Origin of the sequence: Comamonas antarctica (assembly GCF_013363755.1) — a bacterium.
Taxonomy (GTDB): Bacteria; Pseudomonadota; Gammaproteobacteria; order Burkholderiales; family Burkholderiaceae_C; genus Comamonas; species Comamonas antarctica.
Genome location: NZ_CP054840.1, coordinates 1,485,137 through 1,510,819, shown reverse-complemented (window position 1 = coordinate 1,510,819; position 25,683 = coordinate 1,485,137). Strand labels below are relative to the sequence as shown.

23 protein-coding genes are annotated in these 25,683 nt (G+C 67.9%); 6 read left to right on the top strand and 17 right to left on the bottom strand.

Translation table 11 applies throughout. The annotated features are described in order from the left end of the window. Positions 1-27: 27 nt before the first annotated feature. Entirely contained in the window at positions 28-1,017 is a 990-nt protein-coding gene (locus HUK68_RS07225) for a tripartite tricarboxylate transporter substrate binding protein (RefSeq protein ID WP_175503582.1), read from the bottom strand. A gap of 113 nt (positions 1,018-1,130) precedes the next feature. On the opposite strand from HUK68_RS07225, the gene HUK68_RS07220 reads away from it, so the two are divergent. Beyond that, complete coding sequence (locus HUK68_RS07220; RefSeq protein ID WP_175503581.1) at positions 1,131-2,015, top strand: LysR family transcriptional regulator; 885 nt, start codon at positions 1,131-1,133, stop codon at positions 2,013-2,015. A gap of 4 nt (positions 2,016-2,019) precedes the next feature. On the opposite strand, the gene HUK68_RS07215 is transcribed toward HUK68_RS07220, so the two are convergent. From HUK68_RS07215 to HUK68_RS07200, 4 genes are read right to left on the bottom strand one after another with little or no spacing between them, the layout of a single operon-like run. Then, a complete protein-coding gene (locus tag HUK68_RS07215; protein WP_244146282.1) occupies positions 2,020-3,645 on the bottom strand; it encodes an ABC transporter ATP-binding protein in 1,626 nt (541 codons plus the stop codon). Further along, a complete protein-coding gene (locus tag HUK68_RS07210) occupies positions 3,642-4,706 on the bottom strand; it encodes an ABC transporter permease (protein ID WP_208458702.1) in 1,065 nt (354 codons plus the stop codon). The genes HUK68_RS07215 and HUK68_RS07210 overlap by 4 nt, the downstream gene beginning before the upstream one ends. Before the next feature lie 28 nt (positions 4,707-4,734). Next, entirely contained in the window at positions 4,735-5,766 is a 1,032-nt protein-coding gene (locus tag HUK68_RS07205; protein WP_175503579.1) for a microcin C ABC transporter permease YejB, read from the bottom strand. A gap of 11 nt (positions 5,767-5,777) precedes the next feature. Further along, entirely contained in the window at positions 5,778-7,649 is a 1,872-nt protein-coding gene (locus HUK68_RS07200) for an extracellular solute-binding protein (protein ID WP_175503578.1), read from the bottom strand. An 81-nt stretch (positions 7,650-7,730) separates the two neighbouring features. On the opposite strand from HUK68_RS07200, the gene fabI reads away from it, so the two are divergent. After that, positions 7,731-8,531, top strand: coding sequence for an enoyl-ACP reductase FabI (gene fabI / locus HUK68_RS07195; RefSeq protein ID WP_175503577.1), 801 nt, complete (start codon positions 7,731-7,733; stop codon positions 8,529-8,531). Positions 8,532-8,678: 147 nt separating this feature from the next. Then, positions 8,679-9,725: a cation diffusion facilitator family transporter gene (locus tag HUK68_RS07190; protein ID WP_175503576.1), complete on the top strand. Its 1,047-nt coding sequence runs from the start codon at positions 8,679-8,681 to the stop codon at positions 9,723-9,725. Positions 9,726-9,736: 11 nt separating this feature from the next. Here the strand turns inward: HUK68_RS07190 and HUK68_RS07185 are convergent, their stop codons facing one another. The 4 genes from HUK68_RS07185 to HUK68_RS07170 all read right to left on the bottom strand — a co-directional run bounded on the left by HUK68_RS07185 (position 9,737) and on the right by HUK68_RS07170 (position 13,030). Then, complete coding sequence (locus HUK68_RS07185) at positions 9,737-10,003, bottom strand: DUF2789 domain-containing protein (RefSeq protein WP_315125448.1); 267 nt, start codon at positions 10,001-10,003, stop codon at positions 9,737-9,739. A 167-nt stretch (positions 10,004-10,170) separates the two neighbouring features. Beyond that, a complete protein-coding gene (locus tag HUK68_RS07180; RefSeq protein WP_175503574.1) occupies positions 10,171-11,169 on the bottom strand; it encodes a Bug family tripartite tricarboxylate transporter substrate binding protein in 999 nt (332 codons plus the stop codon). 47 nt (positions 11,170-11,216) lie between these two features. Then, a complete protein-coding gene (locus HUK68_RS07175) occupies positions 11,217-11,588 on the bottom strand; it encodes an AtuA-related protein (RefSeq protein ID WP_175503573.1) in 372 nt (123 codons plus the stop codon). Next, positions 11,585-13,030 (bottom strand): acyclic terpene utilization AtuA family protein, encoded by a 1,446-nt coding sequence (locus HUK68_RS07170; RefSeq protein WP_175503572.1) that lies wholly within the window; start codon positions 13,028-13,030, stop codon positions 11,585-11,587. The genes HUK68_RS07175 and HUK68_RS07170 overlap by 4 nt, the downstream gene beginning before the upstream one ends. A 69-nt stretch (positions 13,031-13,099) precedes the next feature. On the opposite strand from HUK68_RS07170, the gene HUK68_RS07165 reads away from it, so the two are divergent. Both HUK68_RS07165 and HUK68_RS07160 read left to right on the top strand, forming a co-directional pair. After that, complete coding sequence (locus tag HUK68_RS07165) at positions 13,100-14,035, top strand: LysR family transcriptional regulator (protein ID WP_175503571.1); 936 nt, start codon at positions 13,100-13,102, stop codon at positions 14,033-14,035. Positions 14,036-14,105: 70 nt separating this feature from the next. After that, positions 14,106-14,546 (top strand): hypothetical protein, encoded by a 441-nt coding sequence (locus tag HUK68_RS07160; RefSeq protein WP_175503570.1) that lies wholly within the window; start codon positions 14,106-14,108, stop codon positions 14,544-14,546. Here HUK68_RS07160 and HUK68_RS07155 read toward each other — a convergent pair. The 3 genes from HUK68_RS07155 to HUK68_RS07145 form a co-directional block, all read right to left on the bottom strand. Then, positions 14,527-15,420: a dienelactone hydrolase family protein gene (locus tag HUK68_RS07155; RefSeq protein WP_175503569.1), complete on the bottom strand. Its 894-nt coding sequence runs from the start codon at positions 15,418-15,420 to the stop codon at positions 14,527-14,529. The genes HUK68_RS07160 and HUK68_RS07155 overlap by 20 nt on opposite strands. 97 nt (positions 15,421-15,517) lie before the next feature. Next, the gene (locus HUK68_RS07150; protein ID WP_175503568.1) at positions 15,518-15,952 is read right to left on the bottom strand and encodes a COG4315 family predicted lipoprotein; all 435 of its coding nucleotides are present in this window, start codon (positions 15,950-15,952) and stop codon (positions 15,518-15,520) included. A gap of 138 nt (positions 15,953-16,090) precedes the next feature. Further along, entirely contained in the window at positions 16,091-17,476 is a 1,386-nt protein-coding gene (locus HUK68_RS07145) for an aminotransferase-like domain-containing protein (RefSeq protein ID WP_175503567.1), read from the bottom strand. 123 nt (positions 17,477-17,599) lie between these two features. Here HUK68_RS07145 and HUK68_RS07140 point away from each other — a divergent pair, with 123 nt between their 5' ends. Beyond that, on the top strand, positions 17,600-18,877 hold the full coding sequence (locus HUK68_RS07140) for a hydroxymethylglutaryl-CoA reductase, degradative (RefSeq protein WP_175503566.1): 1,278 nt from the start codon (positions 17,600-17,602) through the stop codon (positions 18,875-18,877). A 173-nt stretch (positions 18,878-19,050) separates the two neighbouring features. Here HUK68_RS07140 and HUK68_RS07135 read toward each other — a convergent pair whose 3' ends face one another. From HUK68_RS07135 to HUK68_RS07115, 5 genes are all read right to left on the bottom strand, one after another. Next, positions 19,051-20,685: an AMP-binding protein gene (locus HUK68_RS07135; protein ID WP_175503565.1), complete on the bottom strand. Its 1,635-nt coding sequence runs from the start codon at positions 20,683-20,685 to the stop codon at positions 19,051-19,053. 19 nt (positions 20,686-20,704) lie between these two features. Continuing rightward, positions 20,705-21,430, bottom strand: a complete 726-nt coding sequence (locus tag HUK68_RS07130) for an ABC transporter ATP-binding protein (protein ID WP_175503564.1) — start codon at positions 21,428-21,430, stop codon at positions 20,705-20,707. Continuing rightward, positions 21,423-23,255 carry a branched-chain amino acid ABC transporter ATP-binding protein/permease gene (locus HUK68_RS07125; RefSeq protein ID WP_175503563.1) on the bottom strand — a complete coding sequence of 611 codons (1,833 nt, stop codon included), beginning with the start codon at positions 23,253-23,255 and terminating at the stop codon, positions 21,423-21,425. Before HUK68_RS07125 ends, HUK68_RS07130 begins: the two co-directional genes overlap by 8 nt. Further along, positions 23,255-24,175, bottom strand: a complete 921-nt coding sequence (locus tag HUK68_RS07120) for a branched-chain amino acid ABC transporter permease (protein ID WP_175503562.1) — start codon at positions 24,173-24,175, stop codon at positions 23,255-23,257. The genes HUK68_RS07125 and HUK68_RS07120 overlap by 1 nt, the downstream gene beginning before the upstream one ends. Positions 24,176-24,252: 77 nt before the next feature. Beyond that, positions 24,253-25,440: an ABC transporter substrate-binding protein gene (locus HUK68_RS07115; RefSeq protein WP_175503561.1), complete on the bottom strand. Its 1,188-nt coding sequence runs from the start codon at positions 25,438-25,440 to the stop codon at positions 24,253-24,255. Positions 25,441-25,683 lie beyond the last annotated feature (243 nt).

The window sequence follows — 25,683 nt, the reverse complement described above, 5'->3', positions numbered from 1 at the left end:
CCGGCATCGGCCGCGCGCCCCTGTCACTCACTCGCCGGTAATGCCCCGGGTCTTGATCAACTCGGCCCACTGGCCCAGTTCCTGTTGCAGCCGCTGCTTCGCGGCGCCAGCGGTCGATGGCACGGCATCGAAGCCCTCGCGCGCCATGCGCTCCTTGAGCGGCGGATGCGCGAGCGCCTTGTTCAGCGCCGCGTTGAGCTGTTCGAGCACCGGCGCCGGCGTGCCCGCGGGCGCGAACACCATGAACCAGGTCTCGAACTGATAGCCTGGCACGCCCGCTTCGGCAATGGTCGGCACATCCGGCAGCAAGGCCGAACGTTGCGCGCCCGTCACGCCCAGGGCGCGCAGCTTGCCGCCCTGCACATGCGGCTTCGCCGCAGCCAGCACCGGAAAGCTCAGCGCCACCTGGCCCGACATGGTGTCCAGCAGCGCCGGCCCGCCGCCGCGATAGGGAATATGCGTCACCGGCGCATCCGCCACGGCCTTGAACAGCTCGGCCGACATGTGGAAGGTGCTGCCCGCACCCGCCGAGCCATACGAATATTTGCCCGGATTGGCACGCAGCAAGGCCACGAGTTCCTTGACGTTGCGCGCCGGCACGGCATTGCCGACCACCAGCACATGCTGCGAACTCGCCACCATGCCAATGGGCGCGAGGTCCTTGAGCGTGTCGTAAGGCATGCGCGCCGTCAATGACGGATTGATGGCCAGCGAGACCGACTGGATGCCCACGGTGTAGCCGTCGGCCGCTGCCTTGGCCACCTGGTCGACGCCGATATTGCCGCCGGCCCCGCCCTTGTTCTCGATGTACATGGTCGTGCCCAGCGCCTTGGCCCACTCCTCCGACATCAGCCGCGCGGCAATGTCGACGCTGCCGCCGGGAGCGTAGGGCACGACCAGTTTGATTGGCTTCGCCGGATAGGCTGGCTGTGCGTGCGCCGACAAGCCGGCCAACGCGACGGCGGCCGCCAGCGCAGCGCGCCGCGACCATGAGAAGTGGGAAGGGGTGGGTCGCATCTTGTCTCCTTATAGAAATAGTGCCTCCATGATATGAATAAGAAAATTTGTATAAATGGCATGATCTTTATTTCATTAATCATTTAAATTAACGAATCAAACCAGGAGACTTCATGGACGGGTTTTCCGATCTGCGCTTCTTCTCGCTGCTGCTGCGCGAAGGCAGCCTGGCCGCGGCCGCGCAGCAGATGGGGCTGACGCCACCGGCCGTGAGCCGGCGGCTGGCGCTGCTGGAGCAGCGGCTGGGCGTGCGCCTGCTCAACCGCACCACGCGCCGCATGCATCTCACGCCCGAGGGCGAGACCTATCTGCTCGAAGGCGCGCGCATCCTGTCCGAGCTCGATGCGCTCGAACGCAGCGTTGCCGGAGCGCGTTCGCTGCCGCGCGGTCCGCTCAAGATCGCGGCCACGCTGGGCTTTGGCCGCACGCGGCTGGCGCCCGCGCTATCGGCTTTTGCGCGCGCCTATCCCGAAGTACAGGTGCAGTTGCACCTGACCGAGCGCCCGGTGAATCTGGTCGAACAGGGATTCGACGCGGTGGTGCGCTTTGGCGAGCAGCCCGATTCACGCCTCACGGCGCGGCGCCTGCTGCGCAACCGGCGTGTGCTGTGCGCCTCGCCCGTCTACCTGGCGCTAGCGGGCGAGCCGCGGCTGCCGTCCGACCTGCTGGCGCACCGCTGCATCGTGATCCGCGAAAGCGACGAGACCTACGGCACCTGGCATCTGCGCCAGGGCAGCACCCAGGAAACGGTCAAGGTCAACGGCGCGCTGAGCACCAACGACGGGGGTGCGGCGCTGGCCTGGGCGCTCGATGACCAGGGCATCCTGCAGCGTTCGCTCTGGGACATTGCCGCGCTGCTGGCGTCGGGGCAGCTGCGCGAGGTGCTGCCCGACTGGAAGCTGCCGCCGGCCGACATCTACCTGGTGCATGCCAGCAAGAGCGAACTCTCGGCCAAGATCCGCGCGCTGTCGGACTTCATGCGCGACTGGTTCGCGTAGCGCTTCACGCCACGCTGGCCGCCGCCACCAGCCGCTGGGTATAGGGATGGCGCGGCGCATCGAGCACCTGCGTGACCGGACCAGTTTCAAGCACCTCGCCGTCCTTCATGACCATCACGTCATGCGCCATCGCGCGGATGACCTCGACATCGTGGGTGATCAGCAGATAGCTCAGGCCGCGCTCCTTCTGCAGCCGCTGCAGCAGCGCCAGCACCTGCTGCTGCACGGTCACGTCCAACGCGCTCGTGGGTTCATCGAGCACCAGCAGTTGCGGCTGCACGATAAGCGCGCGCGCAATCGCCAGGCGCTGGCGCTGGCCGCCCGAGAACTCATGCGGATAGCGCTGCAGCAGGCCCGGGTACTGCAGCTGCGTCAAGCCGACGTCGGCCAGCACCTGCTCGACACGCTGGCGGCGTTCGGCGGCGGCGCCGTCCGGCATTTGCAGGCGCAGGCCTTCGCCGACGATCTCCTCCACCGTGAGCCGCGGCGAGAGCGAGGAAAACGGGTCCTGGAACACCACCTGCACGCGCCGGCGCAGCGCCTGGTTGGCGGGACTGTTGCGCGTGGCGGGCTGCTGCCAGGCCTGGCCCTCGATGCGCAATTGGCCGTCGCATGGCAGCAAGCCCAGGATGGCCTGCGCCAGCGTCGACTTGCCCGAACCCGATTCGCCGACGATGCCCAGCGTGTGGTGCGGCAGCAGTTTCAGATCCACGCCCTTGACGGCCACGAACTCGCCCTTGCGCAGCCAGCCGCGCAGCCCGGGCAGCGGCGTGGCATACCGCACCTGCAACTGCTGCGTCTCCACCAGCGGCTGCGCCGCGCGCGCCGGGGCTTCGACCACGTCGCGCCGCGGCACGCTGCCGATCAGCCGGCGCGTATAGGCATGCTGCGGGTTGGCGAAAACCTCGTGCACCGGGCCCTGCTCGACCAGCTGGCCATGCTCCATGACCGCGGCGCGGTCGGCGAAGCGGCGCACCAGGTTGAGGTCGTGCGTGATCAGCAGCAAGGCCATGCCGGTCTGGCGCTGCAGGTCGCCCAGCAGTTCGAGGATCTGAACGCGCAGGGTCACATCGAGCGCCGTGGTCGGCTCGTCGGCCAGCAGCAGCTTGGGCGACGAGGCCAGCGCCATGGCGATCATCGCGCGCTGGCGCTGGCCGCCGCTGAGCTGGTGCGCATAGGAGCGCGCGCGCCGTGCGGGGTCGGGAATACCGGTCGACGCCAGCAGCTCGACCGCCTGCGCGCGGGCCTGGGTCTGCGACAGCGCCTGTTTGAGCTGCAGCACTTCGGCCACCTGGTTGCCGATGGGCATCAGCGGGTTCAGCGCCGTCATCGGCTCCTGGAAGATCATCGCGATATCGCCGCCGCGCACGCCGCGCATCTCGCGCTCGGGCAGCGCCAGCAGGTCGCGGCCGTCGAACAGCGCCTGGCCTGCCAGCTGGGCATCGCCTGCGAGGCGCAGCAGCGACAGCGCGGTGATGGTCTTGCCCGAGCCCGATTCACCGACCAGCGCCAGCTTCTCGCCCGCGTCCACGCTGAAGCTCACGCCATGCACCACCGGCTTGTCGCCAAAGCGCACCTGCAGGCCGCGCACCTCGAGCAGCGGCGAAGATGAGGAAGTCATTTGCGTCATGGCTTGTCCGATACCTGGGCCTTGCGCGGATCGAGCGCATCGCGCAGCGCGTCGCCCATGAAGGTCAGCAGCAGCAGCGTGGTGACCAGCACCGCAAACGTGCTGAGCGAGATCCACCAGGCGTCGATGCTGTTCTTGCCCTGGCTGAGCAGCTCGCCCAGGCTCGGCGTGCCCGGCGGCACGCCCAGGCCGAGGAAGTCCAGCGAGGTCAGCGCCAGGATCGCCGCGCTCATGCGAAACGGCAGGAAGGTCACCACGGGCGTGAGGCTGTTGGGCAGGATGTGGCGCCAGATGATCTGCGCGTTGCCCACGCCCAGCGCGCGTGCGGCCTTGACGTAGTCGAGCTGGCGGTTGCGCAGGAACTCGGCGCGCACGTAATCCGACAGCCCCATCCAGCCGAACAGGCTCAGCAGCACCAGCAGCAGCGCGATGCTGGGCGCGAACAGCGCGCTGAAGATGATCAGCAGGTAGAGCTCGGGCATCGAACCCCAGATCTCGATGAAGCGCTGGAAGGCCAGGTCGGTGCGGCCGCCAAAGAAGCCCTGGATGGCGCCGGTGATGACGCCCAGCAGCACGCCGGTCCCGGTGAGCGCGAGCGCGAACAGCACGCTCACGCGAAAGCCGTAGATCAGCTGCGCCAGCAGGTCGCGACCGCGGTCGTCGGTGCCAAGCCAGTTGGCGGCGCTCGGCGGCGATGGGTTGGGCAGCTCGGCGAAGTAATTGATCGACTGCGGCCCGTAGCGGTTGGGCGTGTAGACGGCCCAGTTGCCGGGCGCGGCCAGGCGTTCGGCAATGAACGGGTCGAGATAGTCGGTGCTGGTCTGGAAGTCGCCGCCAAAGGTCGTTTCGGGATAGTCGTTCCACAGCGGCCAATAGGTCTGGCCCTGGTAGTGGACGACGATGGGCCGGTCGTTGCTCAGCAGCTCCGCTCCCAGGCTCAGCAGCACCATGACGCAGAACGCTATCAGGCTGCCGTAGCCCAGGCGATTGCGCTGGAAACGCTGCCAGGCGCGGCGCGCGGGCGACAGCGAAGGCTTGGGGGCCGGCGCTGGCGGGGGCATGGCCTGCGCGGGCAGGCCGGCAACGGGATCAATCGAACTTGACACGTGGGTCCACCCAGACATAGCAGAGGTCGCTGATCAGCTTGGTCACCAGACCGATCAGCGTGAACAGATACAGCGTGCCCAGCACCACCGGGTAGTCGCGCCGGATCACGCTTTCATAGCTCAGCAGCCCCAGGCCATCGAGCGAGAACAGCGTCTCGATCAGCAGCGAGCCGGCAAAGAACGCGCCGATGAACGCCGCGGGAAAACCGGTGATGATCGGAATCAGCGCATTGCGAAACACATGCTTCCACAGCACCTGGCGCTCGCTCAGGCCCTTGGCGCGCGCGGTGAGCACATACTGCTTCCTGATTTCCTCGAGAAACGCGTTCTTGGTCAGCATCGCCGTGACCGCAAAGCTGCCGGCCACCATGGCCGTCACGGGCAGTGCGATGTGCCACAGGTAATCGACGATGCGCGCGCCCCAGCCGAGTTCGTCCCAGTTGGCCGATGTCAGCCCGCGCAGCGGGAACCACTGCAGCTGGCCGCCAAAGATCACCAGCAGCGCCACGCCCAGCACGAAGCCCGGAATCGCATAGCCCACCAGGATGATCAGCGAAGTGATGAAGTCGAAACGCGTGCCCGCGCGCACCGCCTTGGCCACGCCCAGCGGCACGGCCACCAGATAGCTGATGAAGAAGGTCCACAGCCCCAGGCTGATCGACACCGGCAGCTTTTCGATCACCAGCTCCCACACGCCCTTGTTCTGGAAGAAGCTGCGGCCCAGGTCGAATTGCGCGAACTGGCCCAGCATCTGGAAGAAGCGCTCGTGCGCGGGCTTGTCGAAACCATAGAGCGCCTTGATCTGTTCGAGGCGCTGCGGATCGACGCCTTGCGCGCCGCGGTAGCTCATGCCGCCGCCGCCGCCCGTCGCGCCGCCCGCGCCGGCCTTGGCCTCCGCCAGGTACTGCTCGACCGGCCCGCCGGGCACGAACTGGATCACGACAAAGGTCAGCAGCAGCACGCCCAGCAGCGTGGGCACCATCAGCAGCAGCCGTTTGAGGATATAGACGAACATCTGCGTTCCTCCTAGCGCCCTTGCGCCTCAGCCGGGGGCGCCTCAGCCGGGGGCGCCTTAGCCGGGGGCGCCTTAGCCGGGGGCGCCTTAGCCCACCAGGTATCCAGCGCCCAAAGCTCTCCACTGCTGTAGGGCGGCAGCGCCGCGGGGCGCGCGAGGCGCCAGTTGTTGTAGACCATGCGGTGCGTGGCAGCGCTCCACTGCGGAATCAGGTAGTGGCTGTGCGTGATGACGCGCTCCAGCGCATGGCAGGCGGGCAGCAGTTCGGCCTCGGTCTTGGCCGAGGTCATGGCCTGGATCAGCGCATCGACGGCCGGGCTCTTGACGCCCGCCAGATTGCCTGAATCCTCGGTATCGGCGGCTTTGCTGCCGAGCAGGTCGGCGAACTCCTGGCCCGGGTTGTGGGTGCCCAGATAGACGACGGTGGCAATGTCGAAATCGAACTTCTGCAGCCGCTGCTGGAACAGCGCGAAATCGACGGCGCGGTAGCGCAGGCGTATGCCCAGCTTCTCCAGGTTGCGCTGCCAGGGCGCCAGCGTGCGGATGCTGCCCTCGCCGCTGTCCATGTATTCGAGTTCCAGCGGCTGGCCCGTGGCGTTGCGCAGCACGCCGCCGTCCACGGTCCAGCCCGCATCGCTGAGCAGCTGCTGCGCGCGCCGCAGGTTGCCGCGCAGCGAGTTCGGCGGCTCGGTGTTCGGCGGCCGGTACATCTCGCCAAACGCCGCGGCCGGAATCTGCGCGCGCCAGGGCTCCATCAGCGCCAGCTCGGCCGCGCTGGGCAAGCCGCGCGTCTCGCAGGCCGTATTGCCGAACATGCCATTCACGCGCTGGTAGGAGCCATAGAACATCTGGCGGTTCATCCACTCGTAGTCCAGCGCCAGGTCCAGCGCCTCGCGCACGCGCGCATCCTGCAGCAACGGGCGGCGCGTGTTGAGCACATAGCTCTGGAAGCCCGTGGGCAGCTTGTGCTGGAACTCGCCCTTGACCAACTCGCCCGTGGTGAAGCGCTTGCCATCGATGCGCCGCGCCCAGTCGCCCGCGCTGTACACGCGCATCAGGTCGAACTCGCCGGCCTTGAGCGCTTCGAGCCGCGCGGTGTTGTCTTTGTAGATCTTGACGGTGACGCGCGCGAAATTGGCCGTGCCCTTGCGCACGCCCAGGTCGCGGCCCCAGTAGCCGGGGTCGAGCACATAGGTGATGTCCTTGCCGAAACGCACCGGGCCGATGCGGTACGGGCCGCTGCCGATGGGCGTCTCCATGACCACCTGATCGAACGGCTTGATCTTGCCGTCCGCGCCGCGGCCCCAGTCCGGGCTGAAGACCGGCAGCGCGCCCACGGTGAGCGGCAGTTCGCGATTGGGCACGCGGAAGCGAAAGCGCACCGTGCGTTCATCGAGCACATCCGCGCCCGCGACATCGACCAGCAGCGTCTTGTAGCCAGGCGTGGTGTAGGGGCCGATCAGCGTTTCGTAGCTGTATTTCACATCCTTGGCCAGCACGGGCTGGCCATTGTGGAAGCGCGCCTCGCGCCGCAGCCGGAACGTGGCCGACAGCCCGTCGGGCGCGACGCTCACGTCCTCGGCCAGCAGGCCGTAGCCGGTCGCGGTCTCGTCAAGCGAGCCGCTGAGCAGCGTGTCGAACAGCAGGTTCGACAGATACGCCGGCGCGTTGCCCTTGATCGTGAACGGGTTGTACTTGTCGAACGTCGATATCCGCAGGTTGCTCACCAGCCGGATCTCGCCGCCCTTGGGCGCCGCGGGATCGACATAGTCGAAGTGCGTGAATCCCTCGGGATAGCGCGGCTGGCCCCACAGCGCATAGGCATGCGCGGCCCAGGCAGGAGAAGCACCCAACAGCAGCAGAGAAAACATCCAGTAGCGCATGCGACAATTCTGCCCTACGAATACCTGCTGCGCGCGCGACTGTTGCCGCGCGGCATTCCTATCCCCTTCTGGAGAAAAACAATGGGCTTCCTCACCGGCAAGAAACTGCTGATCACCGGCGTCCTGTCCAACCGCTCGATCGCCTATGGCGTGGCCAAGTCCTGCCATGCGCAGGGCGCCGAGCTCGCGTTCAGCTATGTCGGCGAGCGCTTCAAGGACCGCATCACCGAATTCGCCGCCGACTTCGACTCGAAGCTGGTGTTCGACTGCGACGTGGGCGACGACGCGCAGATCGAGAAGCTGTTTGCCGAACTGGGCCAGACCTGGGGCACGTTCGACGGCTTCCTGCACTCGATCGGCTTCGCGCCGCGCGAAGCCATCGCCGGCAACTTCCTCGACGGCCTGAGCCGCGAGAACTTCCGCATCGCGCATGACATCAGCGCCTACAGCTTCCCGGCCATGGCCAAGGCGGCCCTGCCCTACCTCAACGACAAGTCGTCGCTGCTGACGCTGTCGTACCTGGGCGCGCTGCGCTCGATCCCGAACTACAACACCATGGGCCTGGCCAAGGCGTCGCTCGAAGCTTCCGTGCGCTACCTGGCCGAAGCCGTGGGCCGCACCGAAGACGGCCGCTGCATCCGCGCCAACGGCATCTCCGCCGGCCCGATCAAGACCCTGGCCGCGAGCGGCATCAAGGACTTCGGCAAGCTGCTCAGCCGCGTTGCCGATGCCTCGCCGCTGCGCCGCAACGTGACGCCCGAAGATGTGGGCAACGTCGCCGCCTTCCTGTTCTCCGACCTGGCCGCAGGCGTGACCTCCGAGATCACCTATGTCGACGGCGGCTTCAGCCAGACCGCGGGGCTGAGCGCCGATCAGGTCTGATCGACGCAGCCTTCCATCAAGGCCATGGGCGCGCAGCCCATGGCCTTTTTTCATGGACTTGGCAGGTGCAGGGACATGGTGGCGGCACTGGTCACCTGCTGCATGACGAATTAAGCTGGCTGTACCTTCAGCTCCCGCGCCGACCAGATGCCATCCAGCGAAAACCGCCCGCACTCCGATCACGATCACGATCACGATCACGATCACGATCACGATCACGATCACGATCACGATCACGATCACGATCACAAAGACGATCAAGACGCCCATCACGGCCACGGCCACGGCCACGACCACGGCCCGGGCGGGCACTCGCATGCGCCCTCGGTCACGGCCTCGAACGCGCGCCGCATCAAGTGGGTCTTCGGCATGACGCTGGGCTATGCCGTCATCCAGGTGATCGGCGGCTGGCTGTCAGGCTCGCTGGCGCTGATTGCCGATGCGGGCCACATGCTGTCCGATGCGGCCGCGCTGCTGCTGGCGCTGATCGCCTACCGCATTGCCGAGCGCGCGCCCGACAAGCAGCGCACCTATGGCTTTCACCGCGTGCGCGTGCTGGCCGCGCTGGCCAACGGCGCCTCGCTGCTGCTGCTCGTGGCCTGGATTGCCTGGCAGGCGGTGACACGCTTTCGCGCGCCCACCGAGGTGCTGGCCGGGCCGATGCTGGGCGTGGCGGTGGTGGGGCTGCTGGTGAATGTGGTCGGTGCCTGGGTGCTGATGCGCGGCAACCAGGGCGACGGCAATCTGCGCGGCGCGCTGCTGCATGTGGTGGGCGACCTGCTGGGCTCGGTGGGTGCGATTGCCGCGGCCATCGGCATCCTCTATACCGGCTGGACGGTGCTGGATCCGATTCTTTCGGTACTGGTCTCGGTGCTGGTGGTGCGCTCGGCCTGGAGCCTGGTGTCCGATGCGCTGCTGATCCTGCTGCAGGCCGTGCCGCGCGGCCTCGATGTGGAAAACGTGCAGGCCGACATCGCGGCCCTGCCCGGTGTGGCCGAGGTGGGCCACTTCCATGCCTGGACCCTGACCGATGACCGGGTGGTGGCCACCGTGCACGTGACGCCCGCGCCGGGCGTCGATCCGCTGCTGCTGCCGGCGCGCGTGGCGCAGCAGTTGCGCGAGAAGCATGCCATTGCGCATGCCACCGTGCAGGTCGACCCTCCGGGCGGGCTGCAGGGCCCGCACGGAGGGTGAATGCCTGTGCCTCAGGCGATGTGCGAGGGAGCGGGCGTGGCCTCGCCGTCGTTGGCGCGCAGCGAAACGTTGAGCTGGTCGATCACCGGCGCCCATTCGGCGTCGGCGCCCAGGCCTTCGCGCAGCATGCGCGCCTGCGCCGGGCTCCAGAACGGTGCATCGGGCAGCAGGATGGCCGAGTCCAGCGGCGCATGCTCGCGGATGAAGTTGGCAATGCCCGCATCGTCGTCGGGCAGGCCCAGTTGTGCAAACAGGGCGGAGAAGGTGGGAGGGTTCATGGTATCCATCGCAAAGCCCTTTTATCGGTTCAAGTTGATGACTTCGCACCCAAGAATGCGAGGTGACTGCGCTGTCCGGCGGCATTGCCGCGCGGACAGTTCTGCCAAAGCATTGTGCAGTAAAGCCCCGGGCTCCACGCCCCCTGCGCTGTCGGAGAAAGCCTCGATTACTCGGGCTCGATTCCCGCGGCCTTGATCACCTTGCCCCACTTCGCGGTTTCCTCGGCCTGGAAACGCGCCAGCTCCTCAGGCGAGCCATGCCAGCGCGTCGTGCCCGACAGGCTGTAGAAGCTGGCCGCCTGCTTGCTTTCGACGGCCTTGCCCAGCAAGGTGCTGAGCTGGCTCACGAGCTGCGGCGGAGTGCCCGCGGGCAGATAGGCGGCAAACCAGTAGCCCATGTTGTAGCCCTTGACACCGGCTTGCTCGATGGTTGGCACGTCGGGCAGCATGCTGCTGCGCTCCTGCGTCGAGAAACCCAGCGCCTTGAGCTTGCCGGCCTGGACCTGCGGCAAGCCGGTCGAGACATCGGTGATCATCAGGTCGATCTGGCCGCCCATCAGGTCGGTGAGGGCCAGCGGGTTGCTCTTGTAGGGAACGTGCAGGAGGTCGACGCCCGCGAGCTGCTTGAGCATCTCGCCGGCCATGCGGCTGGACGAACTGCCGCTGCCGAAGCTCAGCTTGCCCGGGTTGGCCTTGGCATAGGCCACGAGGTCCTTGACCGACTTGTGCGGCGAGGCCGCGCTCACCACCAGCACCTGGCCGCCCTTGCCCAGCCCGGTCACGGGCGCGAAATCCTTGACCGGATCGTAGGGCAGCTTCTTGTACAGATGCTCGTTGGCCGCATGCGTGGTGTTGGTGGTGATCAGCACCGTATAGCCATCGGGCGCGGCGCGCGCCACGCCCTGCGCGGCCAGCATGCCGCTCGCGCCGCCCTTGTTCTCGACGACCACGGCCTGGCCGGTTTCCTGCGTCACGTACTGGCCCAGCGCGCGCGCGATCTGGTCGGTGGCGCTGCCGGCCGCGAACGGCACGACGAAGGTCAGCGCCTTCGCCGGGTATTTGGCCGCGTTCTGCGCGAAGGCCGCGGGCGCGGCAAGCACCAGCGCGGTGGCAATGCCCGCGCCCAGCGTGCGGCGGCGCGAGAAAGAGGGGAAGGTCTTGTTCATGGCTTGTCTCCTGGGTTGTAGTAGTTGGATGAATGAACGTGAAAAAGCTAAGCCGCCTGCGGCCCGCGGCAATGGACCAGCAGATCGCGCGGCAGTGCCACCGTCATCTGCAGCAGATCAAAGGCCAATGCCTTGCCGTGGCTGTCGAGATTGAGCGCGCTGTTGACACCGCCCTCGAGCACCTCGTCCAGCACGAAGTTCAGCGCCTGCAACTGCGCCAGCACGTAGCGCGCGACATGGCTGGGCGCGCGCGCCGCGAAATGCGCGGCCACGCGTTCGGCTGTGACCTGCGCCTCGATCACCGGCCAAAGCGCCGGGTGGAAGGCAATCACGCTGATGTTGCTGCGGTTGCCCTTGTCGCCCGTGCGGCCGTGGGCCAGCCGGTACAGCGGCATCTCGATGGATGCGGAAGAATTCATGCGCCCTCCCCGGCCGCGCGCCACCAGCGCCAGCCACAGTGAACGAGGTCCCGGCCGATCAGGCACGAGACGGTGGACAGGCGCGAGCGCAGCTGGGTGCGCACGCCGCCCCCGCCGCCCGGCCCGCAGGTATAGAGCGCATTGACTTCGCGCAGCAGCACTTCGGCGGCCTTGGCCGTGGGCTGCTCCCAGGCCCAGCGCACGCGCACGTCGCGCAGCGCCTCGGCGCGCGCGCTGCCCGCTGCCGGCAGCCCGGCAAGCCACTGGCCGGCATCGTCGCCCAGCACGCTGGTCACGCCGATGAAGTCGCAGCGCAGCGTGCCCTGCCCGGCCAGCCGCGTGGCTATCACCTCGCGCGCGAGCTGGGCGCGGGCCAGCGCATGCGCGCCCGCATAGGAAATCTCGGCTTCGGCGAGCCAGCCGCGTTCGCTGCAGACATTGACCTTGAGCTGCGCGGGCCGCGCGTGGCCGCGCACGCCATCGAGCCGCACTTCATCGGGCCCGACCTCGGTGACCCAGGCCTGGCTGATATCGGCCACCACGTCGGGCGTGAGATAGGCCGCGGGGTCGTGCACCTCGTAGAGCAGCTGCTCCTTGACGGTACGCGCATCGATCACGCCGCCGGTGTGGGCCGGCTTGCCGATGGTGCACTGGCCGTCGGCCTCGATGCGCGCGATCGGGAAACCGACATGGGCCAGATCGGGCACGTCCTTGTAGCCCGGGTCGGCAAAATAGCCGCCCGACACCTGCGCGCCGCATTCGAGCAGATGGCCGGCCATGGTGCCGCGCGCGAGCCGGTCCCAGTCGTCCCAGGCCCAGCCATGCCAGGCCGCGGCCGGGCCCAGCACCAGCGCCGGGTCGGCCACGCGGCCTGCGATCACGATCTCCGCGCCTTCCTGCAGCGCCTGCGCGATCGGCTGCGCGCCGATATAGGCGTTGGCGCTGACCACGCGCGCTGCGGGCCAGTCCGTGCCGCAGGCCTGCTGCAGCGCCGCGCGATGCGCGTCGCCCATCAGGTCGTCGCCATGGACCAGCGCCATGCGCGGCAGGCGCAGGCCCAGCTCGCGCGCCAGTGCCGCGATGCAGGCCGCCGCGCCCTCGGGATTGGCGGCGCCGAAGTTGCTCACGATGCGGATGCCGTGCGCCAGGCAATCGGCCAGCACCGGCCGCAGCAGATCGGCCAGCAGCGGCTCGTAGCCGGCCTGCGGGTCGCGCTCGCGCGCCAGCTGGGCCAGCGCCAGCGTGCGCTCGGCCAGGGTTTCAAAGATCAGTACCGCGGGCCCGGGCGCGGCCATCAGCGCGTCGACCACCGGGCGCGCCGCATCGGTGCGGTCGCCGGAAAAGCCCGCGCCGCAGCCCACCCGCAGCGCGGCGCGCGGCGTGGCAGGCGCGGGGCCCGGAGGCCAGCGCAGGGAGAAGGAAGCGGAATCAGGGGTTGCCATGGGAGCAATATAGGCAAAGCTTTTTATGCTGTAAATTCGATGCTTTGGATGGTTTTATCGGGAAATCCAATGAATTTGACAACGCGGCAATTGCAGGCGTTCGAAGCCCTGCACCAGCATTTGAGCTTCACGCGCGCTGCGCAGCAGTGCTGCCTGTCGCAGCCTGCGTTCAGCGCGCTGATCCAGGGCCTGGAGCAAGGCCTGGGCGCGCAGCTGTTCGAGCGCAGCACACGCCATGTGGTGCTCACGCGCGCGGGCCAAGACTTCCTGCCCCATGCCCAGCGCCTGCTGGCCGGCATCGACCAGGCGCTGCAGTCGCTGCAGGGCGCGGCCCAGTTGCGCGCCAGCCGCGTCACGGTGGCGCTGCTGCCCTCGCTCGCGGCACACTGGCTGCCCGCAGTGCTGGCGGAGTTTGCGCAGACCCATCCCCGGATCCAGGTGCAGGTGCGCGATGCGCTGAACACGCCCTGCCTGGAAAGCGTGCAGCAGGGCCTGGCCGACTGGGCGCTGTGCACTGCGCTGGCGCGCCACCCCGATCTGCATGCGCAGGCCGTTGCCGAGGAAAGCTATTACCTGGTTTGCGCGCGCGACCACGCCCTGGCGCAGATGCAGGCGCCGATCGCCGCCGGGACACTGCTGGGCCTGCCCTTCGTGCAGCTTGCCGCGCATACCAGCGTGCGCGCCAGCGTCGACCAATGGCAGGCGCAGGTGTACGGCAAGCCGGCACTGCAGACCTGCATGGAGGTGGAGCAACTGGCCACCGTGATGGGCATGGTGCGCGCGGGCCTGGGCGTGAGCCTGGTGCCGGCGCTGTCGCTGGCGTACTTCCAGGACCCGGGCATTGCGATCCGCCGGCTCGAGGGCCTGGCGCCCCAGCGCACCATCTACTGGGTGCGCCACCGCCACCAGGGCCTCGGCCCGGCCGCGCAGGCGTTCTATGAAAGCGCCCAGCATTCGCTGCAGGCCTGGCTGCAGGGCCAGGCCGATCCGTTCACGCGCGCCTGAAAACCGCGCCGCCGTGTACCTGCAGCCTTGTGGCTATGATGGTTTGCGTTGCCGCCAAGACTGCGCCCCGATGAACTCCCAGGCCATTTTCCCGCTGCGCTCCGAATGCCCGCCCGCCCTCTGCGACTGCGGCCGCGGCGCGCTGCTGGACGCATCGCCGGCCGATCTGCGCATCCTGCGGCTCACGCGCGACGAGGAAAAACGCCTGCTGCAGCGGCTGGAATCGCTGGACAGCCTCGCCGACCTGCGCCACATGCAGCGGCGCATGGAGCAGCAACTGGGGCTGCAGCTGGTGATCGGCACCAGCCCGCGCGAAGTGCGCACGCTGCGCGGCATCACCATCCTGGTGGCCGAGCGCCCGGGCCTGTGCCGCAAGACGCGCCAGGCGATTCCCGCGGCCATCAAGCGCAGCCTCGAGCAGCGGCCCGAGATTGCATTTGCCTTGCTGGACGAGGACAGCCTGTTCGCGCGCCTGCCCGACCACGCGGGAACTATCCCAGCTTCGCCTTGAAGAATGCCACCGTCCGGTCCCAGGCCAGCTTGGCGGCCGCCGCGTCGTAGCGCGGTGTCGTGTCGTTGTTGAAACCATGCTGCGTGCCCGCGTAGTGGTGCACCTCATAGGGCACGCCCGCGGCCCGCAGCGCGGCTTCATACGCGGGCCAGGCCGCATTGATGCGCTCGTCCACGGCCGCCAGATGCACCAGCAGCGGCGCCTTGACCTGTGCCGCCAGCGCAGGATCGGGCGTGTTGCCATAGAACGGCACGGCGGCGCGCAACTCGGGCAGCTCGGTCGCAAGCCAGTGCGCCATGCCGCCGCCATAGCAAAAGCCCACCACGCCCAGCTTGCCGTCGCCATCGGCGCGCATGCGCAGCCACTGCGCGGCGGCCAGGAAATCCTGGCGGGTCTTGGCTTGGTCGAGCCTGGCGAACGCTTCGCGCGCCTTGTCTTCGTCGCCCGGGTAGCCGCCCAAAGGTGTCAGCGCATCGGGCGCCAGCGCCATGAAGCCTTCGAGCGCGAGGCGCCGGGTGATGTCTTCGATGTGCGGATTGAGGCCGCGGTTTTCATGCACCACCAGCACCATGGGCAGGCGCGAGGCGCCGGCCGCAGCCGGGCGGGAGAGATAGGCATTGATGCTGCCGTAGCCGGACGGCGACGGCAGCGTGACGCGCTGCGTCTTCACGCGGCTGTCGTCGGCCGGAACCTGCTGCCCCGCGGCGAAGTTCGGGCTCAGCGCGGCCAGCAGGCCGGCGGCCGTGACGCCGGCCTTGGCATAGCGCTGGGCCTGCCCCAGGAAGCTGCGCCGGTCCATGTCGCCATGCACATAGGCATCAAACAGAATCAGCAGTTCCTGGTCGAAATCGGCGGCGGTCAGGCGTTGGGTCATGGTGGTTCCTGAAAACGAGGGTTGGAGAGAGGTTCCAACCCTGCATTAGACCGGCAAGCGCCGCCATGCGCCATAGGCCGGCCGCCGCGTGCCCGGGTCAGGGCCGCGCCAGGCGCCAGGCGTTGCCGACGCCGTCACCGGTGGTGTCGCCCGGCTTGCCGTCCTTGGCCCAGTAGTAGAGCGGACGGCCCTTGTAGGCCCACTGGCTTGCGCCATCGTCGCGCGTGACAACGCTCCAGTCGCCGATGGGCTGCGCGCCGGGCGGCGCCATCAGCGGCGGCCAGTTGGTGGCGCAGCCGCCATTGCACACGCTCTTGCCGGCGCCGGTGGTATCGCGGTCGAACACGTAGAGCGCCATCTGGTTGGGGCCGACCAGCATGCCGTTCATGACGGTCGCGGGCGAAGCCGGCGCCATGGTCGACGGGGATGCCATGGTCGCACCGGGCGCGGTGCGCGACGCGTTGCCCGGCGCCGTGTTGCACGCGGTCAGCGCGACCGAAGCGATGAAAGCCAATGAAGCCATACGCAGCATGAAGTTCTCCTTGGGGGTGGAATGCCGAACAGGACGCTGGCGCTGCCAGGCTGCTGCCTGGCGGACGCCGCACGGAAAGTATCTGCCTTTTTTCACCACAGCTTGTAACCAAGTTCTCCGCCGCGTGGCTCGTCGACCTCACCACAGCGGCCGCTGCCGCAGCATTGCCTGGAACTTCTCGTGCACCACGATGCCGCTGTTGAGCCGCATCCAGGGACTGGTGATGCTGGGATCGACCTGGAAGATGCGCCCCGGCGCGACGGTGATCTGCTGCGCCGTGAGATGCTCCGACAGCGCCAGCGAGTCGTCGAGCCCGTCGAAGCGCACCCACATGTAGAGGCTCTCCTGGGGATCACAGAAGAAGCGGGCGCCCGCATCGGCCAGCAGCTGGCGCGACTGCCGCGTGGCCTGGGCCACATGCGACTTCAGCGCGAGCAGATGCTTCGCATAGGTGCGCTCGCGCAGGATGGTGTCGACCGTGCGTTCGGCGTACTCCGAGCTGTTGACATGCACGATGGACTTGAGGTCGGCCAGCTCCGACGCCATGTCGGCGCTGCAGGCGAGGAAACCCACGCGCAGCGCCGCCGACAGCGACTTCGAGAACGAGCCGATGTAGATGGTGCGTTGCAGCTGGTCGAGCGCGGACAGCCGGGCCTGCTCGTGCGGCTTGAGATCGGCCAGCGGGTCCATCTCGACCAGCAGCAGGTTGTACTTCTCGGCCAGCTCGAGCAGCCGCCGCGCCTTGCCCGCGCTCAGGTCCGATCCCGTGGGGTTGTGCCCCACCGACTGCACGAAAAAAAGCCGCGGGCGCTTGCGGATCAGCACCTGCTCGAGCATGTCGAGGTCCGGGCCATCGGGCTGGCGCGCGATGCCGGCGATCTCGGCGCCGTGCACCTTGAGCTTGGCAAACAGGAAGTAATAGCCAGGGTCGTCCACCAGCACCGTGGCGCCCGGCGGAATCAGATAGCGCAGCACCAGGTCCATGGCCTGATTGGCGCCATGCGTCAGCAGGATCTGCCGCGGATCGGCCTCGATGCCCAGGCCGCCCAGCTTGCGCACCAGTTGCTGGCGCAGCGGCAGATAGCCGTAGCGGTTGCCGTAGCTGAACAGCGCGCCCAGGCCGCCGCGCGCGACCTTGTGGTGCACGCGGTCCAGGCGCGCGCCCGCCAGCCACTCGGCGGGCGGCATGCCGTCGGCGGCGCGTATGGCCTGGGGATTGTCATTGAGCTGTTCGCGGATCAGCCACACCAGGTCCCCGGCGCGGCCCAGCGCATGGACGGGCGTGTCGGCTTCGCCGGGCGCAGCGATGTCCTTCACATAGAAGCCCGCGCCGCGGCGCGGCTCCACCAGCCCGCGCGCCACCAGCAGTTCGAACGCGGCAATCACCGTGTTCTTGCCATAGGCGCGCTCGCGCGTGATCTCGCGCAGCGAAGGCAGCTTCTCGCCAGCCTTGTAGGCGCCCTGGCGGATTTCCCGCTCCAGCGATTCGGCGAGGATCTTGAAACCTGCAACGGTCGTCGGCATGGATCTGTTCTCGGTAACTGTACCTGCTGCAAAGGGTACAGCAGTCCTAAAGTAGCCAGCGCCACCAGGGCCCCGCCTGCGGGAAGACCCTGGGATCTTCGCCAATGCCACACAAGGACTTCCATGACCCGTGATTCCCGCCTGCCCAACCTGCGTTCCCTGTCCCCCTCTCAGCGCCTGGAGCGCATTGGCGACGCCGCCGGCCTCGATGCCGCGGACCGCGAACTGCTGGCCCGGCCCGGCGCGCTGGCGCTCGATGTCGCCGACGGCATGATCGAGAACGTCGTCGGCACCTTCGAGCTGCCGCTGGGCATTGCCAGCAACTTCCGCGTCAACGGCAAGGACGTGCTGGTGCCGATGGCGGTGGAGGAGCCCTCGGTCGTGGCCGCGGCCTCGTTCATGGCCCGGCTGGCGCGCGACAGCGGCGGTTTCTTCACCTCATCGAGCACGCCGCTGATGCGCGCCCAGATCCAGATCGTCGGCATGGGCGACCCGTATGCCGTGCGCCAGGTCGTGCTGGCCCACAAGGCCGAGATCATCGAGCGCGCCAATGCCAAGGACACCGTGCTGATCGGCATGGGCGGCGGCTGCAAGGATGTCGAGGTGCATGTGTTCGACAGCACGCCGCGCGGCCCGATGGTGGTGGCGCACCTGATCGTCGACGTGCGCGACGCGATGGGCGCCAACACCGTCAACAGCATGGCCGAGGCGGTGTCGCCCTATATCGAGCAGATCACCGCGGCCACGGTGCGGCTGCGCATCCTGTCGAATCTGGCCGACCTGCGCCTCGCGCGCGCGCGCGTGACGCTCGCGCCCGAGACGCTCAAGACCGCCGAGTACAGCGGCGAGGAAGTCATCGAAGGCGTGCTCGATGCCTATACCTTCGCCAAGATCGATCCCTACCGCGCGGCCACGCACAACAAGGGGATCATGAACGGCATCGATCCGGTGATCGTCGCCACGGGCAACGACTGGCGCGCGGTCGAGGCCGGCGCCCATGCCTATGCAGTGCAGTCGGGCCAATACACCTCGCTCACGCGTTGGGAGAAGAACAGGCAGGGGCACCTGGTGGGCAGCATCGAGCTGCCGATGCCCGTCGGCCTGGTCGGCGGCGCGACCAAGACCCATCCGCTGGCGCGCTGGGCGCTGCGCGTGATGCAGGTGCAAAGCGCGCAGGAACTCGGCGAGATCGCAGCCGCCGTGGGCCTGGCGCAGAACCTGGGCGCGCTGCGCGCGCTGTCCACCGAAGGCATTCAGCGCGGCCACATGGCGCTGCATGCGCGCAATATTGCGCTGCTGGCGGGCGCGAGCGGCGCCGATATCCAGCGCATCGCGGCGCAGATGGCGCAGGAAAAAGAGGTCAGTGTGGACCGGGCGAAGGTGTTGCTGGGCGCGGTTTGACGGGATATGCGCCCTGGGTCTGACGCAGGGTCGGGCTTGAGCGCAGGCCGTCCATGGTTCGACGCGGCCGGCGAGGCAGGCTCAGGACGAACGGTCGTTCCGTTCGTGCTGAGCCTGGCGCGACGGAGAAACCCGTTCGGGCCGAGCTTGTCGAAGCCCCCGGCGGCGTCTCCTCACCCGCGCTTCTTCATCCCGCGCAAATCCACCATTCCCGCCGCCTGACGCGGATCGGCGCCGCGCGCAAAGATCGCATGCTTCTGGATCTTCTGCGTGCCGGTCGTGGGAATCTGCGGCGTGAACCAGATCCAGCCCGGCGCCTTGTAATACGCGAGGGCCTGGTGGCAGTGCTGGAAGATGTCCCGCGCCAGCGCGGCCCGGGCATCGTCGGCCGGCACGCCGGCCCTGAGCACGATGCAGGCCAGCACCTCCTCCTCGCGCACCTCGTCGGCCACGGCCATGACCGCGGCCTGCTCGATCAGCGGATGGGTCAGCAACTGGGCCTCGACTTCGGCCGCGGCGATGTTCTCGCCCGAGCGCCGGATGATGTTCTTGCGCCGGTCGACGAAATGGAACATGCCGCCCGCGTCGCGCACCACCACGTCGCCGGTATGGAACCAGCCGTTGCGCCAGGCGCTTTCGGTGGCCTGCGGGTCGTCCAGGTATTCGCTGAAGAAATCCTTGCGCGGCGTCTGCGCCGAGTGGCGGATCACCAGTTCGCCGGGCGTGCCGTCGGGCACGTCCTGGTCCAGGTCGTCGACGGCGCGCGCCTGCACGCCTTCCACCGCGCGCCCGAAGGCGCGCGTGCCGACCTGGCGCGGCGCATGGCAATCGACCATGATGCGCACCATCTCGGTCATGCCCCAGAGCTCGAGCAGCGGAAACCCGAAGCGTTCCTCGAACGCCGCATGCAGCTGGGGCTCGACGCCCGCGCCAAAGCCGAAGCGCACGCAGTGTTCGCGGTCCGCGGGCGACGGCGGCTGCAGCAGCAGCAACTGGATCACGACACCGAGGTAATGCACGATGGTGGCACGCGTCTCGCGCACTTCCTGCCACCAGCGCGAGGGCTGGAAGCGGTCGGTCTGCACCTGGCAGCCGCCCGTGAGCAGCATGCAGTAGAACGACAGGATCGACGCATTCACATGGAACAGCGGCAGCGGGTTGTACAGGCGCTCCACTCCCTCGCGGATGTGGGCCAGCCCGCCGCGCGTGGCGTAGGCCTGGCCCGCGGCCAGCTCGTAGCGGTGCGACAGCACGCAGCCCTTGGGCCGGCCCGTGGTGCCCGAGGTGTAGAGGATGCTGGCCGGGGTGTCCGGCCCCGGCTGGCCGGGCTGGGCGGGCCGCGGCGCGCGCGCCACGCCCTGCGCCCACTGCTCCCAGACCATCACTTCGGGACGGTGCCGGCTTTCGCGCAGCGCGGCCTCGGCCGCGGGCAGATGGCTTTGCAGCACCAGCAGCAGATCGAGCCGCGCATGGTCGATCAGGTAGGCGAACTCGCCCGCGCGGTAGTCGGGATTGACGGGCACGCAGCACACGCCCAGCGCATTCAGCGCCAGCTTGTGCAGCATGTGTTCGGGCCGGCTTTCCAGCAGCAGGCCGACGCGGTGCCCCAGGCCGTAACCCGCCTGGCGGTAGTCGTGCATCAGCTGCTTGACCTGGGCGGCGGCATCGGCATAGCGGATCTCGCAGCCCTGCGGGTGGTAGCTGCGCGCCGGGTTTGCCGGCACGGCCAGCAGGCTGTTGCCGGCATAGGCCCGCGCGGCCTCGAAAAACACGTCGCCGATGCTGCTGTCGTCATGGATGGCAATCACACGGAGTCCTTGCAGAGGTTCAATGGCTGCCCAGGTAGGCAGCGCGGATCTTCGGGTCGGCGCGCAGCGCCTGTCCGGCGCCCTGCATGGTGATGCGCCCGGTCTCCAGCACATAGCCACGGTCGGCCACGGCCAGCGCCTGGTTGGCCATCTGCTCCACCAGCAAGATGGTGACGTCCCTTTGCTGCAGCCCGCGGATGATGGCGAAGATCTCCTTGACGATCAGCGGCGCGAGTCCCAGCGAGGGCTCGTCGAGCAGCAGCAGCTGCGGCCTGGCCATCAGCGCGCGCGCGATGGCCAGCATCTGCTGCTCGCCGCCCGACATGGTGCCCGCCATCTGGTCCTGGCGCTCGCGCAGCCGCGGGAAGGCCGTGAACTGGGCCTCGACATCGGCGTCGATCTGCTGGCGGCTGGCCTTGCGGTGGTAGGCCCCCAGGATCAGGTTGTCGCGCACCGTCTGGTCGGCAAACACCTGCCGGCCCTCGGGCGACTGCGCGATGCCGCGCGCCACGCGCTGGTGGCCCGGCAGGCGCGTGATGTCCTCGCCGGCAAACACGATGCTGCCGGCGCTGCACGGCTCCAGCCCCGACAGCGCCTTCATCAGCGTGCTCTTGCCCGCGCCGTTGCCGCCGATGATGGTGACGATCTCGCCGGCGCGCACTTCGAGGCTGATGCCGCGCAGGGCCTGCACCGCGCCATAGTGCACTTGCAGGTCGTCGACTTTGAGCAGGACGTTCTCAGACATGGCGGGCTCCCGCAAGCGCTTCGGGGTTGTGCAAGGCTTCCTCCTCTTCTTCATCGGTGCCCAGATAGGCGGCGATCACGCGCGGGTTGCCCTGCACCGCCGCGGGCTGGCCCTCGGCGATCTTCTCGCCGTAATCGAGCACGATCACATGGTCCGAGATGGCCATGACCAGGTCCATATGGTGCTCGATCAGCAAGATGGTGATGCCCAGGTCGCGGATGCTGCGGATCACGTCCACCAGCTCCGCGGTTTCCTGGGGATTGAGGCCGGCCGCGGGTTCATCGAGCAGCAGCAGCGCGGGCCGCGTGGCCAGCGCCCGCGCGAGTTCCACGCGGCGCTGCAGCCCGTAGGGCAGGCTGCCGGCCAGCGCCTGGGCATGGGCTTGCAGCCCGAGGAACTGCAGGATCTGCCGCGCCTCGGCCGTGGCACCGGCCTCGTCGCGCGCCGCCGCGGGCAGCCCGAGAAGGTAGGACCAGAAGCCGGCGCGGATATGCTGGTGCAGGCCCACCTTGACGTTGTCGATGACCGACATGTCGGCAAACAGCTTGAGGTTCTGGAAGGTGCGGCCCAGCCCCATATTGCAGATGCGGAACACCGGCCGCCCAACGATGCTGGCGCCGCGGAACTCGATGCTGCCACGGCTCGGCGGCACGATGCCCGAGAGGATGTTGAGCAGCGTGGTCTTGCCCGCGCCGTTCGGGCCGATCAGCGAATGCACATGGCCCGACTGGATCTCGATGTCGAGGTTGTTGGTCGGCACCACGCCGCCATAGGCCTTGTACAGCCCCTGCGTACGCAACAGCACCTGGCTGCCGTAGGCGGCGGCTTCGGCCACGCGCGCGCGCCAGGCGGCCAGGAGTTCGGGTGCATCGCTTGCCGCAGGGCCCGGCTTCGCGCCGAAGCGGCGCGCCCAGCCGGACAAGGCGCCCGACAGCCCGTCGGGCATCGCATACAGCGCAAACAGCAGCAGCGCGCCATAGGTGAAATGCTGCACGCCGGGCCAGCGCGCCAGGAATGCATCGAGCAGCGTCAGCACCACCGCGCCCAGCAGCGGCCCGTAGACCGAGCGCCCGCCGAACAGCACGATCAGCAGGAAGAACACCGACAGGTTGAAGGTGATGAAATCGGAATTGATGTACTGGTTCTGCTGGGTGATCAGCGCGCCCGCGAAGCCGCAGGTCACGGCGCTGATCACGAAGGCCAGCACCTTGTAGCGGTAGACGCTCACGCCCACGCTTTCCGCCGCCACCTCGGCGGTGTTGACGGCCATGAAGGCGCGGCCGTACTTGCCGCGCAGCAGCGAGCGCAGCATCAGATGCGCGGCGATGCCCAGCGCCAGCACCACCCAGACCCATTGCCGGGAATCCAGCGGCTGGCCTTGCCAGGTCAGCGGCAGCACGCCGTAGATGCCCTGCTGGCCCGCGAACACGTCCTGCCATTCGGAGACCACCTTCTCCACCACCACGCCAAAGCCAATGGTCACCATGGCCAGCGCCGGGCCGCGCACGCGCAGCGCGGGCAAGGCGATCACCACGCCGAACAGCCCGGCCATCGCGCCCGCGGCGGCAAATGCAAGCCAGGGGTTCCAGCCCAGCCTGGCCGTGAGCAGCGCGGCCGTATAGGCGCCCACGGCAAACAGGCCCGCATGGCCCAGCGATTTCTGGCCCGCGTAGCCGACCAGCACATTGAGGCCGGCGGCGGCCAGGTAGTTCACGCCGATCAGGAACAGGACCTTGAGATAGAACCCGTTGTCGGTGAGCACCGGCACCAGCCCCAGCACGGCGGCAAACGCGATGACACCCAGAAGATGCTTGAATTTGTGCATCAGACCTTCTCCACCACGCGTTGGCCCAGCAAGCCTTCGGGCTTGAGCACCAGCACGAAAATGATCAGCACGAAGATGCTGATCTCGCGCAGCTCCGCATGCCACAACCCGACCATGGCCTCGATCAGGCCGAGCAGGAAACCGCCGAGCATGCAGCCGCGCGGGTTGCTCAGGCCGCCGACGATGGCCGAGGAAAAGGCCTTCAGCGCCAGCGTCAGCCCCATGAACACCGACGCCGTGGTGATCGGCGCGATCAGCAGTCCGGCAATGCCCGCCAGGCTGGCGCTGACGACAAACGCCAGCACCACGATGGCCGTCACGTTGATGCCCATCAGCGTTGCGGCCGCGCTGCTCTGCGCGACGGCGCGCACCGCCTTGCCCAGGCGCGTCTTGCGCATCACGACGTCGAGGCACAGCATCAGCGCGATGCTCACGCACAGCACCAGGATCTCCTGCGGCAGCACGCCCGCGCCGCCGATGCGCAGCACTTCGTTGCCCAGCGGCGACGGCATGACCATGGGCGACGGACCCCAGATGGCCAGCGCGACGTTCTGGATGATGATGCCGAAGCCGATGGTGCTCATGACCCAGGCCAGCCCGCCCTGGCCGATGAACGGCCGGATCGCGGCGTAGTACACCACCACGCCCAGCAGGCCCATGATCGCCACGGTGGCGATCAGGCTCAGGCCGTAGCGCGCCAGCGTGACTTCGGCCTGCTGCAGGCTGCCCTTGAGGTCATGGCCGGCCAGCAGCAGCAGCGCCGATACCGCGATGAAGGCGCCGGCGACGAGAAACTCGCCCTGCCCGAAATTGAAGGTCTTGGTGGTGTTGTAGGTGATGTTGAATCCCAGCGCCACCAGGGCATAGATGCTGCCCAGCGCCAGGCCACTGAACATGGCCTGAAGAATACTGACTGCCATACGCGCAACTCCGATCGCTCGTCATGCCAATGCCAACGCCGGCGGACCGCGGGTTGCGGACCGCCGGCGGCAGCGGCTTACTTCTTGAAGTCGGCAGACTGGAAGCCCTTGGTCACCGAGTCCTCGAACTTCACGACGCTGTCGCCCTTCCAGCGCGCGAGGTAGAAGTCGTTGACGTTCAGCCCTTCATGCATGGTCTTGGTGAAAGGCTTGTTGTAGGTCTTGATCACGCCCTCCACGCCCTGCAGGTTCTCGAGCGCCGCGGCCACCTTGGCGCCGTCGGTGCTGTTGGCCTGCTTCATCGCCGCGGCCAGCAGCATCACCGAGTCGTAGCTCTGCGCCGCGCACGGGAAGGTGGTCAGCGTGGGGAAGTTCTTGCGCACGCGCTCGCCCAGCGCGCGGGTCTTGGCGTTGGTGTCTTCCGTGGTCGACGCCGCCATGATCAGATGCTCGGACAGCTTGGCGCCGGTCATCTTCGGGAACAGCGAACTCAGATTGCCCCAGGCGCCCAGCGTGGTCGGCAGGTAGTTGATCTTCTCCATGCTGCGCAGCACCTGCGCCGTGCCGTCGGCCAGGCCGTAGACGATCACCGTATCCGCGCCCGCGGCCTTGATCTTCGACAGCTGCGAGGTGATGTCGGTGTCCTTGGGGCCGAACTTCTCGACGGCCACCGGCTTGACGCCATGCAGCTCGAGAATCGCCGTCGCATCCTTGGTGCCGCCCTGGCCGTAGCCTGTGGAGTCGGCCAGCACGGCAATCTTCTTGCCTGCGGAATGCTTGACCGCATACGCGGCCAGCAGCGCCGACTGCTCGCGGTCGACCATGGAAATGCGGAACAGGTAGTTCTGCGCATCGTTGGCGTAGCGCGTGGTGATCTCCGAGCCGGTGGCGATCGGCACCACCACCGGGATCTTCTTTTGCTGGGGCAGGTGCAGCCACGCCAGCGCATTGCCCGAGTTGGCCGGGCCGACCACGGCCGCGACCTTTTCGTTGTCGATCAGCTCGGTCATGTTCTGGATCGACTTGGGCGGCGTGCCCAGGTCGTCGCGGATGACGCCCACCACCTTGCGGCCCATGATGCCGCCGGCCTTGTTGATGTCCTCGATGGCCGCCTCGAAGCCCCAGCGCCCCGAGATCCCCAGCTCGGCCACGCCGCTGCCGGACATGTCGGCGTTGTAGCCGATCTTGATGTCCTGCGCATACGCCGTGCCCGACACGATGGCCGCAGCCAGCGCCACCTTGGCAAATCCTTTGAACCCGTTCATGCTTGTCTCCTTTGACGGTTTTTGTGTTTGAGCAGTCCAGGCGCGCCGGTCGGATGGACCCGCGGCCTTCTGGTCAATATAGACAAACTGTATCCATTCCAATAGGTACAGTTGCGCGGTACAGCGCAGTGCCAGGCCGACACACCGGACGCAGCGTACGGCTGCCGCGCCGCAGCTTCCGAAGCCGCGCCAACAGGTCGCTTGCCGATGCGACACGGCGGCAGCCCGCTGCCATGGCACCAT